The 15,370-nt window shown below is 63.8% G+C and carries 15 protein-coding genes and 1 pseudogene; 5 read left to right on the top strand and 11 right to left on the bottom strand.

The window, feature by feature from the left end; translation table 11 throughout:
- Positions 1-72: 72 nt before the first annotated feature.
- Positions 73-261 carry a hypothetical protein gene (locus FJ430_RS15590; protein WP_181175462.1) on the bottom strand — a complete coding sequence of 63 codons (189 nt, stop codon included), beginning with the start codon at positions 259-261 and terminating at the stop codon, positions 73-75.
- Here FJ430_RS15590 and FJ430_RS15585 point away from each other — a divergent pair.
- A pseudogene (locus FJ430_RS15585) lies at positions 190-1,415 on the top strand (diguanylate cyclase). The gene FJ430_RS15590 and the pseudogene FJ430_RS15585 overlap by 72 nt on opposite strands.
- 31 nt (positions 1,416-1,446) lie before the next feature.
- On the opposite strand, the gene FJ430_RS15580 reads toward FJ430_RS15585, so the two are convergent.
- Positions 1,447-2,457 carry a ribonuclease T2 family protein gene (locus FJ430_RS15580; RefSeq protein ID WP_140706418.1) on the bottom strand — a complete coding sequence of 337 codons (1,011 nt, stop codon included), beginning with the start codon at positions 2,455-2,457 and terminating at the stop codon, positions 1,447-1,449.
- Between the two features lie 248 nt (positions 2,458-2,705).
- Here FJ430_RS15580 and FJ430_RS15575 point away from each other — a divergent pair, with 248 nt between their 5' ends.
- The 3 genes from FJ430_RS15575 to FJ430_RS15565 all read left to right on the top strand — a co-directional run bounded on the left by FJ430_RS15575 (position 2,706) and on the right by FJ430_RS15565 (position 6,538).
- The gene (locus FJ430_RS15575; protein ID WP_140706420.1) at positions 2,706-3,638 is read left to right on the top strand and encodes an alpha/beta fold hydrolase; all 933 of its coding nucleotides are present in this window, start codon (positions 2,706-2,708) and stop codon (positions 3,636-3,638) included.
- Positions 3,639-3,719: 81 nt separating this feature from the next.
- Positions 3,720-4,892 (top strand): CaiB/BaiF CoA transferase family protein, encoded by a 1,173-nt coding sequence (locus FJ430_RS15570; protein ID WP_140706422.1) that lies wholly within the window; start codon positions 3,720-3,722, stop codon positions 4,890-4,892.
- Positions 4,889-6,538 carry a thiamine pyrophosphate-binding protein gene (locus FJ430_RS15565; RefSeq protein WP_140706424.1) on the top strand — a complete coding sequence of 550 codons (1,650 nt, stop codon included), beginning with the start codon at positions 4,889-4,891 and terminating at the stop codon, positions 6,536-6,538. Before FJ430_RS15570 ends, FJ430_RS15565 begins: the two co-directional genes overlap by 4 nt.
- A 58-nt stretch (positions 6,539-6,596) precedes the next feature.
- On the opposite strand, the gene FJ430_RS15560 is transcribed toward FJ430_RS15565, so the two are convergent.
- The 6 genes from FJ430_RS15560 to FJ430_RS15535 all read right to left on the bottom strand — a co-directional run bounded on the left by FJ430_RS15560 (position 6,597) and on the right by FJ430_RS15535 (position 11,533).
- Positions 6,597-7,034 (bottom strand): CHRD domain-containing protein, encoded by a 438-nt coding sequence (locus FJ430_RS15560; RefSeq protein WP_140706426.1) that lies wholly within the window; start codon positions 7,032-7,034, stop codon positions 6,597-6,599.
- Positions 7,035-7,201: 167 nt separating this feature from the next.
- A complete protein-coding gene (locus FJ430_RS15555) occupies positions 7,202-8,173 on the bottom strand; it encodes an ABC transporter substrate-binding protein (RefSeq protein WP_140657515.1) in 972 nt (323 codons plus the stop codon).
- A gap of 39 nt (positions 8,174-8,212) precedes the next feature.
- Positions 8,213-9,367, bottom strand: a complete 1,155-nt coding sequence (locus FJ430_RS15550; RefSeq protein ID WP_140706428.1) for an ABC transporter permease — start codon at positions 9,365-9,367, stop codon at positions 8,213-8,215.
- Positions 9,364-10,242 (bottom strand): ABC transporter permease, encoded by an 879-nt coding sequence (locus FJ430_RS15545; protein ID WP_140706430.1) that lies wholly within the window; start codon positions 10,240-10,242, stop codon positions 9,364-9,366. The genes FJ430_RS15550 and FJ430_RS15545 overlap by 4 nt, the downstream gene beginning before the upstream one ends.
- Positions 10,243-10,671 (bottom strand): endonuclease domain-containing protein, encoded by a 429-nt coding sequence (locus FJ430_RS15540; protein WP_226892205.1) that lies wholly within the window; start codon positions 10,669-10,671, stop codon positions 10,243-10,245.
- 70 nt (positions 10,672-10,741) lie between these two features.
- Entirely contained in the window at positions 10,742-11,533 is a 792-nt protein-coding gene (locus FJ430_RS15535) for an ABC transporter ATP-binding protein (protein ID WP_140647597.1), read from the bottom strand.
- A 119-nt stretch (positions 11,534-11,652) separates the two neighbouring features.
- Between FJ430_RS15535 and FJ430_RS15530 the strand changes: the two genes are divergently transcribed.
- Positions 11,653-12,057: a cupin domain-containing protein gene (locus FJ430_RS15530; protein WP_140647598.1), complete on the top strand. Its 405-nt coding sequence runs from the start codon at positions 11,653-11,655 to the stop codon at positions 12,055-12,057.
- A 17-nt stretch (positions 12,058-12,074) separates the two neighbouring features.
- On the opposite strand, the gene FJ430_RS15525 is transcribed toward FJ430_RS15530, so the two are convergent.
- The 3 genes from FJ430_RS15525 to FJ430_RS15515 form a co-directional block, all read right to left on the bottom strand.
- Positions 12,075-12,452 carry a hypothetical protein gene (locus FJ430_RS15525; RefSeq protein ID WP_140706434.1) on the bottom strand — a complete coding sequence of 126 codons (378 nt, stop codon included), beginning with the start codon at positions 12,450-12,452 and terminating at the stop codon, positions 12,075-12,077.
- A 2-nt stretch (positions 12,453-12,454) separates the two neighbouring features.
- Positions 12,455-13,906: a dihydropyrimidinase gene (gene hydA, locus FJ430_RS15520; protein WP_140647600.1), complete on the bottom strand. Its 1,452-nt coding sequence runs from the start codon at positions 13,904-13,906 to the stop codon at positions 12,455-12,457.
- Between the two features lie 164 nt (positions 13,907-14,070).
- On the bottom strand, positions 14,071-15,321 hold the full coding sequence (locus FJ430_RS15515) for a Zn-dependent hydrolase (protein WP_140706436.1): 1,251 nt from the start codon (positions 15,319-15,321) through the stop codon (positions 14,071-14,073).
- Positions 15,322-15,370 lie beyond the last annotated feature (49 nt).

Here is a 15,370-nt window from a genome sequence, read left to right as displayed (position 1 = left end):
CGCTCCCGACTCCGCCCCCAGCTTTTCGCCGCCGCCAGCCATAGCGTGAAATCAGTGGTTAACCATTCGCCTTCAAAACGCTAATAGGTTGGGAAATCGCGGCCGTGCCGCGGTTTCGGGGAAGATCGGATCGACGACGTGCTGAACGGTGTCCTGCTCCTTGCCGAAGCGGTTCTGTATTTCGGCGCCATGGTCACGCTTTTCCGCTTCCGGCGCCGCATCGGCCTTGGCGTGTTCATCTGCGCGCTCGGCGTCATGCATTTCCTCGAGACCTATCTCGCCAGCGTCTTCTATGTCGCGCTGCCTTTTGGCCTGGTCTCGCCAGGTTCAGCCGTGCTGTTTTCCGGCAAGCTGGTCATGCTGCTTCTGCTCTATATGAAGGAGGATGCCGCGACGGTCCGCCAGCCGATCTACGGCCTTTTGCTGGGCAACGCCTTGATGATCGGCCTAGTGCTGATCCTGCGCCTGCACGCCGTTTCTCCGCTTTCCGACGGCAGAATGCCCAACATCGGCTTCATCGACGAGATGGGCTGGCTGATGGTGTGGGGCACCTCGTTGCTGTTCGTCGACGCCATCCTGATCATCCTCTCTACGAGAAGCTCGGCGCCTATCTGCGCGCGAGGCCGTTCTTGCGCATCCTCGCATCGGTCGCCTGCGTGCTCACCTTCGATCAGGCCGGCTTCTTCACCGCGCTGCATTTCGTCGCCGGCGCGTCGATCGAGGTCTTCTTCGGCGGCTGGTTGGCCAAGATGGGTGCCGCACTTGCCTATAGCGGCATGCTCGTCGCCTATCTCAAATGCGTCGAGGACAGCGACATCGCCGTTCCGCGCGGCCTCTCCGACATCTTCGACACGCTCACCTATCGCGAGCGCTATGAAGCGCTGATCAAATATGTCGGCCGCGACGGCCTCACCGGCCTGCTGCATCGGGGCAGTTTCGACGCCGACGGCGAGTCCGCCGTGTCGGCCGCCATCAGGATCGGCAAGCCGCTCAGCCTGCTCATCGTCGACGTCGACCATTTCAAGTCGATCAACGACCGCTTCGGTCACGCCGAGGGCGACAAGGTGCTGAAATCGATGGCTGTGCTGCTGGCCGAGACCGTCGGCGGCAACGATCAGGTGTTCCGGATCGGGGGCGAGGAATTCGCCGTGCTGACGCAACATTCGCACGCGCCCGCCAGGTTGCTCGGCGAGACCATCAGGAACGCCACCAAGACATCGGCGCACACCAACCGCTTCAACATCACCGTGAGTGCCGGCGTCTCCACCGTCGGCGAGACGACGCGCTGCCTCGCCGACATCTTCGCGCTGGCCGACCAGCGCCTCTACAAGGCCAAGCTGAGCGGCCGCGACCGCGTGGTCGGCGAGCCCGGCAGCGAGGCGATCATCCTGCAGGCGGCCCCAAGGTCAGCCTAATCACGATCGGCCTGGACCCGGGAATTCCCGCCTACTGGAATCCGATCGCGTCGACCGCGCCCTTCGGGCAACCGGCCTTGGCTGTCGGCGCGGAGGCCATCAAGAGATCGGTGAGCTTGCTGTCGGGACCGACCGGGCCGGACAGGCCGAGCGTGATCTCGCCGATCAGGCGCCGCCCGCTCGACGGGTCGACCAGGCAGGACACGCGCACGCGATCGCCTGCGCCGGGACCGAAGGCTTCGTTGAAGGCGCCGCGGATCTGGTCCGACGTCAATTGCTTGCCGATGTTCTTGTTGAAGAGGTCGCGCACCGGCGAGGCGTTCACCGCCCGCATCAGGTTGAGCGCGTCGGAGAAATAGTCCTGCTGGCTCTTGCCGTAGCAAGTACCATGCTTGATCCATTCGTGGCGCTCGAGCTTGGAAGCCGTGCCCGGCATCACCTGGTCGAGCTCGGCACGCGTCTTTGCGTCGAGCTCGACCGGTGGCAGGTCTCCCCAATGCGACGGATTGTCATTGGCCTTGTCGCTCGCCGAGACCTGGCAATAGAAATTGCCGTTCGGCTGCGGCCACAGCCCATGCAGCGTGAAATGCGAGGCATCGAACTCGCCCGGGCTCTGTGCCTTGCATTCGGGCTTGCTCGCCTTGGTCTCGCAGAAAGCCGGCTGCCAGCTCAGCGCAAAGACATATTCGGGTTTCCCGGAGGCAGACGATGACGGCTTGGTCTGGCCGGAAGGCGCCGGCGTGACCGATGCGCCGCCGCCGGTGACATGGCCGCAGCTGATCTTCACCCAGCGCCGCTCGGGATCGGCACCCGGCACCTGGATGAGGTAGTGCGTGGGCTCGTCCTTGTTGCCGGCAAGCAGCTCGTAGCTCTTGCCGGCCTCGGTCGAGACATTGCCGGGGTTCTTGCCACTCTTGATGGCCTGCGTCGCCGGGCAGGTGCTGTCGGCCACGAAGGTGCCGCTCATCTTCACGTCGGCATGCGCCACCCCGACACCGGCGAAAGCCAGCATCATCGAACCCCACAACGCCCAAACCCGCATCCCGCTCTCCCGGCGATCATTGAACCGTATTGGATTCGTCACACTAGAACAGCCGACGTGTCAGAATTGCGATCTTTTTCGTCACGCGAAAAAACTATCCCCAGCTGAGCGCTTGCAATCCGCGCGCCCGCAAGCTGCCCGATCGCCTTGGCGATGTGACGGATTGCCGGCGTAAGCATATCGTCAGGCGCGCTCGTCCACTTGACGTCGGCAAAGCCCTCGCTCAACAGTCACCGAGGGAGCGAGACATGCCATTCGACAGAAAGACCAGGCTGGCTTCACCGACCGGGGCCGACCTCAACCTTTATGTGAAAGAAGCCGCCGGAAATCCGCGCGCCGTGGTCCAGATCAACCATGGCCTGGCCGAGCATGCGGCGCGCTACGCCCGCTTTGCCGATTTCCTGGGGCCGCGCGGATTTCACGTCTATGCCCATGACCATCGCGGCCATGGCGCGACCAAGGCTCCCGGCGCGCCGCTCGGCAAATTCGCCGACAGCGACGGCATCGCCAAGGTGATCGCCGACGTCGATACCGTTCACGACCTGATCGCGGCCGAGCATCCGGGATTGCCGGTCATCATCTTCGGCCATTCGCTCGGCGCCTCGGTCGCGCTGAACTTCGTCCTGCGCCACTCCGAGTGTGTCCATGCCGCCGCGATCTGGAACGGCAATTTCTCGCAAGGCCTGCTCGGGCAATTGGCGCTGCTCATCCTCGGCTGGGAGCGGATGCGGCTGGGTTCCGACGTGCCGTCTCGCCTTTTGCCCAAACTCACCTTCCAGGCCTGGGGCAAGGCGGTGCCCGACCACCGGACCTTGTTCGACTGGCTGTCGCGCGACCCGGTCGAGGTCGACAAATATGTCGCCGACCCGCTCTGCGGCTGGGATGCGTCGGTCTCGATGTGGCGCGATGTGGTCGACATGGCGCTTCATGGCGGCAAGGACCAGAGCTTTGCCGGCGTCCGGCGCGATCTCTTCGTCAACCTTGTCGGCGGCGAGAAAGACCCCGCGTCGGACTACGGCAAGGCCGTCCATCACCTGGCAAAACGCATGCGGGCATTGGGCTTTTCGAATCTGGTTTCAAAGGTTTATCCGGAAACCCGCCATGAAAGCCTGAACGAGATCAACCGCGACTCCGTCATGAATGATTTCGCCGCTTGGGCCGACGGCGTGCTGAAATCCTGATCCGGCGTGGCCTATCGTATGGGTCGTGACACGGCCGGTGCGTGTTGCTAGAGCCTGCGTTTCGTTAGAACACGGTGATCCATGACCGCCCCTCCGCTGAAAGGCATCCGCGTTATCGAACTTGCTCGCATCCTGGCCGGTCCCTGGGCCGGGCAATTGCTGGCCGATCTCGGCGCCGATGTCATCAAGGTCGAGAGCCCCGATGGCGGCGACGATACCCGCAAATGGGGTCCGCCCTTCGTCATGAGCCATGATGGCGAGAACCTTTCGGCCGCTTATTATCACTCCTGCAATCGCGGCAAACGCTCTATCGCCGTCGATTTCTCCAAGCCCGAGGGTGCCGAGACGCTGCGCAGGCTGATCGCCACGGCCGACGTGCTGATCGAGAACTTCAAGCTCGGCGGCCTGAAGAAATACGGCCTCGACTACGAAAGCCTGAAGGCGATCAATCCGCGGCTTGTCTATTGCTCGATCACAGGCTTCGGCCAGAATGGGCCCTACGCGCCACGCGCGGGTTACGATTTCATCATCCAGGCCATGGCCGGCATGATGTCGATTACCGGCGAGCCCGGCCGTGAGCCGCAGAAGGCCGGCGTCGCCATCTCGGATCTCTTCACCGGCCTCTATTCGGTGATCGCCATCCAGGCAGCACTTCGCCATGCCGAAAAGACCGGCGAGGGCCAGCATGTCGACATGGCGCTCTACGACAGCCAGATTTCGGCGCTCGGCAACCAGAACCTCAACTATCTGGTCTCGGGCAAGTCGCCGGTGCAGATGGGGAATGCGCATATGAACATCGCCCCCTACGAAGTCCTGCCGGTGAGGGACGGCCACATCATCCTCGCGGTCGGCAATGACGGGCAGTTCGGCAAGTTCTGCGCCGCCGTCGGCATCGCCGATCTGCCCGCCGATCCTGATTTCGCCACCAACCCTGCCCGCGTCGCCAACCGCGTGAAGCTGCGCGAGCGGATCGTCGAGACGCTGGCCGCGTTCGATCGCGATCCGTTGCTGGCGAAGCTGGAAGCCGCCGGCGTGCCGGCGAGCCCGATCAACACGATCGGCCAGATGTTCGCCGATCCGCAGACCATCGCGCGCGGCATGCGGCTCGACCTCGACGACGGCCACGGCAATCGCCTGCCCTCGGTGCGCGCGCCGATGGTGATGTCGGGCACGCCGCTCGTCTATGAGCGCCCTTCGCCGCGCCTTGGCGAGCACACGGACGAAATCCTTGCCGAACTGGAGAGAGCAAAATGAAGACCGGCGGACAACTGATCGTCGAGGCGCTGGAAGCCAACGGCACCGACCGCATCTTCTGCGTTCCGGGCGAATCCTATCTCGCGGTGCTCGACGCGCTGCATGACTCTTCGATCCGCACCATCGTCTGCCGCCAGGAAGGCGGCGCCGCGATGATGGCCGACTGCCAGGGACGGCTGACCGGCAAGGCCGGCATCTGCTTCGTCACCCGCGGCCCCGGCGCGACCAATGCCTCGGCCGGCATCCACATCGCCATGCAGGATTCGGTGCCGATGATCCTGTTCATCGGCCAGGTCGCCAGCCACGCCAAGGAGCGCGAGGCGTTCCAGGAGGTCGACTACAAACGCTTCTTCGGCGACATCGCCAAATGGGTGGTCGAGATCGACGATGCCGCGCGCATCCCCGAATTCGTCACCCGCGCCTTCGCGGTCGCGACCTCCGGCCGCCCGGGCCCTGTGGTCATCTCGCTGCCGGAAGACATGCTGACCAGCGAGGTCGAGGCTCCGGAAGCGCTGCCGCACACGCCTGTCGAGACGCGTCCAGGCGAGGCCGAGCTCGATGCGCTGGAGATGTTGCTGAGCAATGCCAAGCGTCCTTTCGTCATTCTGGGCGGCACGCGCTGGAACGAGGAAGCCGTGGCGCATATGCGCACGATCGCCGAGACCTGGTCGCTGCCGGTCGGCTGCTCCTTCCGCCGCCAGATGCTGTTCGACCACCTCCATCCGAACTACGCCGGCGATGTCGGCATCGGCATCAATCCGAACCTGGCGGAGCGGATCAAGCAGGCCGATGTCGTGCTCTTGCTCGGTGGCCGCCTGGGCGAGATGCCGTCTTCCGACTACACGCTGCTGAAGAGCCCCTACCCCGACCAGGCGCTGGTGCATGTCCATGCCGATGCCGGCGAACTCGGCCGCGTCTACCGGCCGACCGTGGCGATCAACGCTTCGCCCGCCGCCTTCGTCGAGGCTTTCGCCAAGCGCAGGCCAACGGCCAAGCCCACCCGGGCGGCCGAAACGGAAAATGCGCACGCCGCCTATCTCGAATGGTCAACGCCGCCCCAGACCGGTCCGGGCGCCGTCCAGATGGGCCCGATCATGGACTATCTGGGAAAGGTTCTGCCGGAGGATGCCATCCTCACCAACGGCGCCGGCAATTACGCCACCTGGGTGCATCGCTTCTACCGCTCCCGCCGCTTCGGCACGCAAGCGGCGCCCACGTCCGGCTCGATGGGCTACGGCACGCCGGCCGCGGTCGCCGCCAAATCGCTGTTTCCGGATCGCACCGTGGTTGCCTTCGCCGGCGACGGCTGCTTCCTGATGAACGGCCAGGAGTTCGCGACGGCTGTCCAATATGACCTGCCGATCATCGTGATCGTCGTCAACAACGGCATTTACGGCACGATCCGCATGCATCAGGAGCGGGAATATCCAAGCCGCGTCGTCGCCACAGATCTCAAGAACCCCGACTTCGCGGCGCTGGCCCGCGCCTATGGCGGCCATGGCGAAACGGTCGAAAAGACCGCCGACTTCGCGCCCGCCTTCGAGCGCGCGCGCGCCAGCGGCAAGCCGGCGATCGTCGAGATCAAACTCGATCCCGAGGCGATCACGCCGACCCGCACGCTGACGCAAATCCGTGAGAAGAGCTGAGGCAGCCTTTCTGCCGGCTGCACGACAAAAGGGGCGCTAAACCGCCCCTTTTGCGTCTTCACATCGCCTTCTCGATCTGGCCGCGGATCTCGCCGTCCTTGTTCTTGGCGGTGTGGACGTTGACGTAGTATTTGCCGGCCTCGAGGTCGGCTGCCTGCGCGTCGGTCAGCGTCGCCGACCCCTTGATCGGGCTCTTCAGCTTCTTGAACGGGATCACGGGATCCGCGTTCGCGCCCATGTCCGCCGGTCCGTGGATGTGGGCGGCCACGGCAGGTCCGCTGAGGCCGGAATATTTGACATTCCAGCTGAGCTTCTTGCTTGTGCTGTCGAAGGTGAATGTGGCGGTTCCCTTGCCCTTGGTGGTTACGGGCGGGCTCTGCTGGCTGCCGTCGAGCGTCGCCTTGAACTTCATCGTCTCGGCCATGGCCGGCGATGCGAGGAGAAAGGCGGTCGAGACGGCTAAAGCCGAGAGCATCGGCACGGATAGGATGCGCATGAGAACCTCCGTTGGTTGCAGCATCCAGCACGGCTCCCCGACGCGCGGATGCATCAATGCAACGGTTGGGTGCCCGGATGTATCCACACACACAATTATTTTACCGCGACCAAAGAAAAAGGGGCGGTCGCCCGCCCCTTTTCCAGCTTCCGCGTCGAGAACGGAGCCTACTTGATCGCCTTGTCGGTGATCGCGGTCGTGTAGGCGCCGCTCGCCTCCTTGCTGATGATCTTCTGGTCGAGCAGCGCCTTGGCGGTGCGCTCGTAAGCGGCCGGGATAAGCTTGCCGTCTGCATTGTCGATCAGCTTGGCCACTTCCTTCATCATGAACTTCTGGTGGTTCTCGTCCTGGCCGCCGGCGTCGACGACGATTCCGGCCGCCTCGTCGGTGTTCTCCGTGGCGTATTTCCAACCCTTCATCGAGGCGCGCACGAAGCGCACCATCTTGTCCTCGAAGGCCGGATCCTTGAGCTTGTCCTCGAGCGTGTAGAGCCCGTCCTCCAACAGGTCGTTGCCCATGGCGGAGTAGTTGAAGACGGTGAGGTCTTCCGGCTTGTAGCCGGCGTCCAGCACCTGGCCGTATTCGTTATAGGTCATGACCGAGATGCAGTCGGCCTGCTTCTGGATCAGCGGTTGCACGTCGAAGCTCTGCTTGAGCACGGTCACGCCGTCAGGGCCGCCATCGGTCTTGAGGCCGATCTTGTTCATCCAGGCGTAGAACGGATATTCGTTGCCGAAGAACCAGACGCCGAGCGTGTGGCCCTTGAAGTCGGCTTCCGTCTTGATCGGTCCATCCTTGGGGCAGACCAGTTCCATGCCCGCCTTCTTGAACGGCTGGGCGATGTTGACGAGCATCACGCCCTTGTCGCGGGCCGCGAGCGCCCCGCCCATCCAGTCGACGATGACGTCGGCGCCGCCGCCGGCGATCACCTGCTCGGGCGCGATGTCGGGACCGCCCGGCTTGATGTCGACGTCGAGCCCTTCGGCATCGTAGAAGCCCTTGGCCTTGGCGACATAGTAGCCGGCGAACTGGGCCTGCGTGACCCATTTCAGCTGCAGTGTCACCTTGTCGGCGGCCATCGCCTGGAAGGCGGCCAGCGACATGGCGCCGGCCAAAGCAGAAATCAGCAGTCTTTTCATGTTATTACCCTCTGAAGTTAGCACCCAAACCCACCGCCCCTATCCACCTCGGACAGAGGGATGCCAAAACGTGACGGCTCTCTCGATGAGAGCGACCACGCCATAAAAGACCGAACCCGCAAGTGCTGCAACTGCGATTTCGGCCCACACCATGTCGATGTTCATCCGCCCGACTTCCGTCGAGATGCGGAATCCCATGCCGACCACGGGCGTACCGAAGAACTCCGCGACGATGGCGCCGATCAGCGCCAGCGTCGAGTTGATCTTCAGCGCATTGAAGATGAACGGCATCGCGGCCGGCAGCCTGAGCTTGAGCAAGGTCGGCCAATAGCCCGATGCATAAGTGCGCATCAGGTCGCGTTCCATATGCCCGGATGCGGCCAGCCCGGCGACCGTATTCACCAGCATCGGGAAGAAGGTCATGATGATGACGACCGCTGCCTTGGACGGCCAGTCGAAGCCGAACCACATGACCATGATCGGCGCGACACCGATGATCGGCAGCGCCGAAACCATATTGCCGATCGGTAGCAGGCCGCGCCGCAGGAACGGCACGCGGTCGGCGAGGATGGCGACGATAAAGCCGGCGAGGTTGCCGACGACATAGCCGATCAGCACCGCCTTGAAGATCGTCTGGCGCACGTCCGACCCCAGGATCGGCAGCGAGTTGGCGATACGCGCCCCGATGGCGCTGGGCGGTGGCAAGAGGATGAAGGGGATGCCGGCGCCGCGCGTCACCGCCTCCCAGATGATCAGGATCCAGGCGCCGAAGATCGCCGGGATGATCAGGCGCAGCGCAGTCTTCGCCCAGCCCTGCTTGGGGCGTAGCGACGACAGCAAGGCGACACAGCGCCAGGCAAGCAACCAGGCGGCGGCAAGCAACAGGAAATACGGCGCCAGCGCGGTGCCTTCGAAACCGGCTATGCCCTTGATCAAAAGCCAGGCTGCGGCATGGGCGCCGACGAACAGCAGGATAGCTTCAACGATCGGCGTGAGCCTCACCATCGAGACCAGTGCAGCGACGAGCAACAGCCCGATGATCAGCCCTTTCGCGCCCATATAGGGATAGGCCAGCGTTGCGGCCGGCTCCGCCAGCGCGGCTGCTTCGGGCTTCGACATTGCGCCGAGCGCGAAGGCGATGAGGCACAGCGCCATCGCCAGCACCGGTTGCCAGGACGGTTTCAACCAGCTCATGCCGGCCTCCCGCCCATGGCCCGGTCGACGAGGCGTCCGGCAATGCCGACGACCATCACCAGCAGTGCCGCGACGATCGAGCCCGCGACCAGGGCTGACCAGATATCGATGGTCTGGCTGTAATAGGCGCCGGCGAGCAGCTTGGCGCCGATGCCGGCGACCGCTCCGGTCGGCAGTTCGCCGACGATGGCCCCGACAAGGCTTGCCGCCACCGCCACCTTCATCGAGGTAAACAGGAACGGCACCGAGGCCGGCACGCGCAGCTTCCAGAATGTCTGCGAGGCGCTGGCGTTATAGGTATGCATAAGATCGAGATGCATGAGCTCGGGGGAGCGCAGGCCCTTCACCATGCCGACGGCCACCGGGAAGAACGACAGATAGGTCGAGATCAGCGCCTTGGGGATCAGGCCGGTGATGCCGATTGCCGCCAGAACCACGATGATCATCGGCGCCACCGCCAGGATCGGAATGGTCTGCGAAGCGATGATCCAGGGCATCAGGCTGCGGTCGAGCGTCGCCACATGCACGATACCCACCGCAATCAGGATGCCGAGCGCTGTGCCGAAGGCAAAGCCGAGCAGCGTCGAGGACAGTGTCACCCAGGCGTTGTAGACCAGGCTGCGGTTCGACGTGACGGATCGCAAAAAGGTGTTTTCGAAGAAATTCACCGCCACCTGGTGCGGCGCCGGCAGCGTCGGCTTCGGCTGCGCCAGCGTCTTGCCGATAAACTCGACAGTGCCGGGCGTCTCCTTGGCTCGGCGGTCGAGGTCGCGCTGGAACGGCGCGTTGAGGATGACGGCAAAGACATACCAGAGGATTACCGCGCCGGCGAGGATGGTGGTGACGGGGATGACTTTCGAGCGGAAAGTGTCCATCTAGCGCTGCCCTTCTCCTCTCCCCCACGGGGAGAGGGTGGCCGGAGCGAAGCAAAGGCCGGGTGAGGGTGAGTGTATCCGCCCCTCAAGCACGGCCAGGATCGTATCCAGCACCGCCCTCCGTTCCGCCAAGACCTCTTGATTCCAGAACCGAAGAACAGAGTAGCCGTTGCGATTCAGCCAAGCGGTCCTCGCCGCGTCAGTTGATGAGTCCGCATGCTGGCTACCGTCTATTTCGACGATCAACGCTTTCTCACGACACACAAAATCCGCGAAGAAAGGACCCAGCGGCACTTGCCGCACGAACTTGTAGCCGTTGAGGTGCCGCCCTCTCAGTTCGCCCCAAAGCCTGTACTCGGCTTCGGTTTCGTCGATCCGGAGTTCCCGGGCTCGGGACGTTGCGCCCGATTTTCTTTTGGTCGGGCCCATAGACAGCCCCTCACCTGGCCGCTGCGCGGCCACCCTCTCCCCGTGGGGGAGAGGAGGAAACTCATCCCCCTCAATCATCATAGCTGTGCCCCGCTCTCAAGCCGTCGCGCACGCGGGCAGCAATCGCCAAAAACTCCGGCGTCTCGCGGATGTCGAGCGGCCGCTTCCTCGGCAGCGTCGATTCGATGACGTCGGTGACGCGGCCGGGCCGCGGCGACATCACGACGATGCGCGTCGAGAGATACACAGCCTCGGGGATCGAATGGGTGACGAAGCAGATCGTCTTGTTGGTGCGCTCCCATAGTTCCAGAAGCTGTTCGTTCAGATGGTCGCGCACGATCTCGTCCAGCGCGCCGAACGGCTCGTCCATCAAAAGCAGGTCGGCATCGAAGGCGAGAGCGCGTGCGATCGAGGCGCGCTGCTGCATGCCGCCGGAAAGCTGCCAGGGATATTTCTTCTCGAAGCCCGAGAGGTTGACCAGCTCCATCGTGCGCTTGATGCGCTCGGCCTGCTCGGACTGGCTGAGCCCGATGATCTCCAGCGGCAGCGCCACATTGCGCTCGATCGTGCGCCACGGGAACAGGGCCGCCGCCTGGAACACATAGCCATAGGCGCGTTTCTCGCGCGCCTGCTCTGGCGTCATGCCATTGACGGAGATCGCGCCCGAGGTTGCCTTCTCCAGGTCGGCGATGACGCGCAGCAAAGTGGTCTTGCCGCAGCCCGACGGCCCGATGAAGGAGACGAATTCGCCCTTGCCGATGGTCAGATCGACGTTGGACAGCGCCTGCACCGGACCGTCATTGGTCTGGAAGGTGAGGCCGAGCTTGCTTGCCGAAACGACGGCTGGCGGCTGTTCGGTCATTGGCTGCAGCCTGTCTTTCGCAGCCGCTGCCGTACTGTCCGCAATCCGGTTGATTTTATGATAGCGTTGCTTTCCACTCGTCCTGTCCCACCCGATCGACGCCGCCCGGAGCCTTGCCGATGTCGCCTAAACCCACCTGTCGTCTCGTTCGCCCCGAAAGCACCTATCAGGGCAAGCAGGGGCTGAGCTATTTCGCCGGCATCGCCGCCGAAACCGTCGGCTCGTCCGGCATCTGCATGCATCTTCTCACCATGCCGCCCGGCGCCCGCGCCAAGGCGCATATGCATGAAAGCCACGAGACGGCCATCTATGTGCTCTCGGGCGAAGTCCACACCTGGTACGGCGACCGGCTCGAGCATCATATCGTCGTCAAGGCCGGCGACCTGTTCTACATTCCGGCGGGAGTGCCGCATCTGCCGGCCAATCTGAGCAACGCCCCGTCCTCGGCCGTCATTGCCCGCACCGATCCCAACGAGCAGGAAAGCGTCGTCCTGCTGCCGGAACTGGATGCTCTGGTTGCCTGAGGCTGGTGGGGCCGCCGTTACTTGCATCGCGCGACTTCGCCCATCACATTGCCGTCTTCGTCGGCCACCACCAACTTCTTCGCGTTCTTCGCGCTGCGCTTGATGGTGAACTTGGCCGGCGCCTGTCCCTCTTCGCCTTCAGCCTCGCATTTTGCCGTCACCACGAGCGATCCATCAGCCTGCGCCTGGCTGTCGCTGAAGGTGCAGGCGCTGGCCGCCGTGATCAGTTCCTTGTCGGTCAAAAGCAGCATCTTGTCGGCGGCGACCTCCTGGCCGTTCCGGTTGATGCAGCCATATTTGTCGCCATAAGGCTTGGACAGGTCGATGCCCGCGGCCTGGCCATGGCCAGCGGCCAGCATCGCGGCCGCCGCCAGGAGCAGGTAAGGAGCCCGCATGGTCAGACCCCGGTGGCCGGGATGCCGGTACGCTCCACCTTGCGCGGCGCGGAGATCTCCTTCCAGGTCGACAGCGCCCGGTTGACCGCGGCGTTCGGCTCGCGGGCGACGAACTCGCCATGGCCGGCCTTGGCCTTGACGTCCGCCTCCTCGATCGACAATTCGCCGCGCGAGAAGACGAAGCGCGGCAGGCCTGTCACCTCGACGCCTTCGAAGACGTTGTAGTCGATCACCGACTGCTGCTTCTTGGCCGAGATCGTCTTCTTGCGCTTCGGATCCCAGACGATGATGTCTGCGTCGGCGCCTTCGACGATCGCGCCCTTCTTCGGATACATGTTGAGGATCTTGGCGATGTTGGTCGAGGTCACCGCGACGAACTCGTTCATCGTCAGCCGCCCGGTGTTGACGCCTCTCGTCCACAGAACCGGCAAGCGGTCCTCGAGCCCGCCGGTGCCGTTCGGGATCTTGGTGAAGTCGCCGACGCCGTTGCGCTTCTGCTTGGTGGTGAAGGCGCAATGGTCGGTCGCCACCACTTGCAGCGATCCGGCCTGCAGGCCGGCCCACAGCGAATCCTGGTGCAGCTTGTTGCGGAAGGGCGGGCTCATCACGCGGCGCGCCGCATGGTCCCAGTCCTTGTCGAAATACTCGCTCTCGTCGAGCGTCAGGTGCTGGATCAGCGGCTCGCCGAACACCCGCATGCCCTTCTGGCGCGCACGTCGGATCGCCTCGTGGCTCTGCTCGCACGAGACATGCACGACATAGAGCGGCACGCCCGCCATGTCGGCGATCATGATGGCGCGATTAGTCGCCTCGCCTTCCACTTCCGGCGGACGCGAATAGGCATGGCCTTCGGGGCCGTTGTTGCCGGCGGCAAGCAGTTTTTGCGAGAGCGCGGCGACCACGTCGCCGTTCTCGGCATGGACCAGCGGCAGCGCGCCGAGATCGGCGCAGCGCTGGAACGACGAATACATCTCGTCGTCGTCGACCATCAGCGCTCCCTTATAGGCCATGAAGTGCTTGAACGAGGTGATGCCCCGGTCGACGACTTGAGCCATCTCGTCGAACACCTGCTTGCCCCACCAGGTGATCGCCATGTGGAAGGAATAGTCGCATGACGCCTTCGAGGTCTTGTTGTCCCACATCTGCAGCGCCTCCAGCAGCGACTGCTGCGGCGCCGGCAGACAGAAGTCGACCACCATCGTCGTGCCGCCGGAAAGGGCCGCGCGCGTGCCCGATTCGAAATCGTCGGCCGAATAGGTGCCCATGAAGGGCATTTCGAGATGGGTGTGCGGATCGATGCCGCCCGGCATGACATAGCAGCCCGTGGCGTCGAACTCGTGGTCACCGTGCAGGTTCGAGCCGATGGCGACGATCTTGCCGTGCTGCATCAGCACGTCCGCCTTCCACGTACGGTCGGCGGTGACGACGGTGCCGTTCCGGATGACTTTGGTCATATCTGTTCCCCTGTTCTTTCGCGCTTCTTTGCGAGCGGCGTTGCGAGGTGATTGGTCTAGAGCAATTTCAGGAAAAGTGTGAAGCGGTTTTCCGTCCGAAATTGCGTTAAAACAAAGAGATAGAGCAATCGCCGTTTCCGTGAAACGGCGATTGCTCTAGTCGGTCACTCCACGATTCCCGCCGTTTCCACCACCGCGTGGAACAGCACGTCGGCGCCCGCCGCCGCCCATTCCTTGGTGATCTCTTCAGCCTCGTTGTGAGACAGGCCATCCACGCAGGGGCACATCACCATCGCGGTCGGCGCGACGCGGTTGATCCAGCAGGCATCGTGGCCGGCTCCGGAGACGATATTGCGGTGCGTGTAGCCCAGCCGCTCCGCGGCATCGCGGATCGCCTTGACGCAATTCTTGTCGAAGGTGACCGGGTCGAAATGTCCGACCTGCTCGATCTCGTATTTGATGTCGAGCGCGTCGCAGATCGTGTCGATGCCCTCGCGGATGCGGCCGTCCATGGCGTCGAGCACTTCCTTTTCCGGCGAGCGGATGTCGATCGTGAAGACCGTGCGGCCGGCGATGATATTGCGCGAGTTCGGATAGGCCTGCATGTGGCCGACCGCGCCGACGGCGTCCGGCTGGTAGTCCATGGCGATCTCGTGCACCAGCTCGATTACCCGCGCCATGCCGAGCCCTGCATTGCGGCGCTTCGGCATCGGCGTCGAGCCGGTATGCGCTTCCTTGCCGGTCAGCGTCACCTGCAGCCATTTGAGGCCCTGCCCATGGGTGACCACGCCGATGTCGATGCCCTCGTCCTCCAGGATCGGTCCCTGCTCGATATGCAATTCGAAGAAGGCGTGGATCTTGCGGTCGCCGACCTTCTCGGTGCCCCTCCAGCCGATGCGCTCGAGCTCCTCGCCGAACTTCTTGCCGTCCTTGTCGACATGCTGGTAGACGTCGGCCTGGTCGAGCACGCCGGCGAACACGCCGGACGCCATCATCGCCGGCGCGAAGCGCGCGCCTTCCTCGTTCGTCCAGTTGGTGACGACGATCGGATGCCTTGTCTTGATGCCGAGATCGTTGAGCGAGCGCACGACCTCCAGCCCGCCCAGAACGCCGAGCACGCCGTCATACTTGCCGCCGGTCGGCTGCGTGTCGAGATGGCTGCCGACATAGACCGGCGGCAGGCTGGGATCGCTGCCTTCGCGGCGGGCAAACATGGTGCCCATCTCGTCGACGCCCATTTCGAGCCCGGCGGCATCGCACCAGCGCTTGAACAGATGGCGACCCTCGCCATCCTCGTCGGTCACGGTCTGGCGATTGTTGCCGCCGGCGATGCCGGGGCCGATCTTCGCCATCTCCATGATGGAATCCCACAAACGGTCTGAATTGATTCGCAGATTTTCGCCGGGTGCGGCCATTTGCGGTTCCCATTTTCACCAGGGGTCTTGTCGCCCCTTGAGTGGTTTG

It is taken from the genome of Mesorhizobium sp. B2-8-5 (assembly GCF_006440675.2).
In the GTDB taxonomy this organism is placed as follows: domain Bacteria; phylum Pseudomonadota; class Alphaproteobacteria; order Rhizobiales; family Rhizobiaceae; genus Mesorhizobium.
This window is presented reverse-complemented; position numbering and strand designations above follow the sequence as displayed.

What these genes read in the sequence shown, in the direction of transcription:
- FJ430_RS15525 (WP_140706434.1), bottom strand. Translation starts at nt 12,452, where the DNA reads ATGCGGGCTCCTTACCTGCTCCTGGCGGCGGCCGCGATGCTGGCCGCT.
- FJ430_RS15575 (WP_140706420.1), top strand. Translation starts at nt 2,706, where the DNA reads ATGCCATTCGACAGAAAGACCAGGCTGGCTTCACCGACCGGGGCCGAC.
- FJ430_RS15535 (WP_140647597.1), bottom strand. Translation starts at nt 11,533, where the DNA reads ATGACCGAACAGCCGCCAGCCGTCGTTTCGGCAAGCAAGCTCGGCCTC.
- FJ430_RS15565 (WP_140706424.1), top strand. Translation starts at nt 4,889, where the DNA reads ATGAAGACCGGCGGACAACTGATCGTCGAGGCGCTGGAAGCCAACGGC.
- FJ430_RS15515 (WP_140706436.1), bottom strand. Translation starts at nt 15,321, where the DNA reads ATGGCCGCACCCGGCGAAAATCTGCGAATCAATTCAGACCGTTTGTGG.
- FJ430_RS15580 (WP_140706418.1), bottom strand. Translation starts at nt 2,457, where the DNA reads ATGCGGGTTTGGGCGTTGTGGGGTTCGATGATGCTGGCTTTCGCCGGT.
- FJ430_RS15590 (WP_181175462.1), bottom strand. Translation starts at nt 261, where the DNA reads ATGCATGACGCCGAGCGCGCAGATGAACACGCCAAGGCCGATGCGGCG.
- FJ430_RS15530 (WP_140647598.1), top strand. Translation starts at nt 11,653, where the DNA reads ATGTCGCCTAAACCCACCTGTCGTCTCGTTCGCCCCGAAAGCACCTAT.
- FJ430_RS15550 (WP_140706428.1), bottom strand. Translation starts at nt 9,367, where the DNA reads ATGAGCTGGTTGAAACCGTCCTGGCAACCGGTGCTGGCGATGGCGCTG.
- hydA (WP_140647600.1), bottom strand. Translation starts at nt 13,906, where the DNA reads ATGACCAAAGTCATCCGGAACGGCACCGTCGTCACCGCCGACCGTACG.
- FJ430_RS15560 (WP_140706426.1), bottom strand. Translation starts at nt 7,034, where the DNA reads ATGCGCATCCTATCCGTGCCGATGCTCTCGGCTTTAGCCGTCTCGACC.
- FJ430_RS15545 (WP_140706430.1), bottom strand. Translation starts at nt 10,242, where the DNA reads ATGGACACTTTCCGCTCGAAAGTCATCCCCGTCACCACCATCCTCGCC.
- FJ430_RS15555 (WP_140657515.1), bottom strand. Translation starts at nt 8,173, where the DNA reads ATGAAAAGACTGCTGATTTCTGCTTTGGCCGGCGCCATGTCGCTGGCC.
- FJ430_RS15540 (WP_226892205.1), bottom strand. Translation starts at nt 10,671, where the DNA reads ATGGGCCCGACCAAAAGAAAATCGGGCGCAACGTCCCGAGCCCGGGAA.
- FJ430_RS15570 (WP_140706422.1), top strand. Translation starts at nt 3,720, where the DNA reads ATGACCGCCCCTCCGCTGAAAGGCATCCGCGTTATCGAACTTGCTCGC.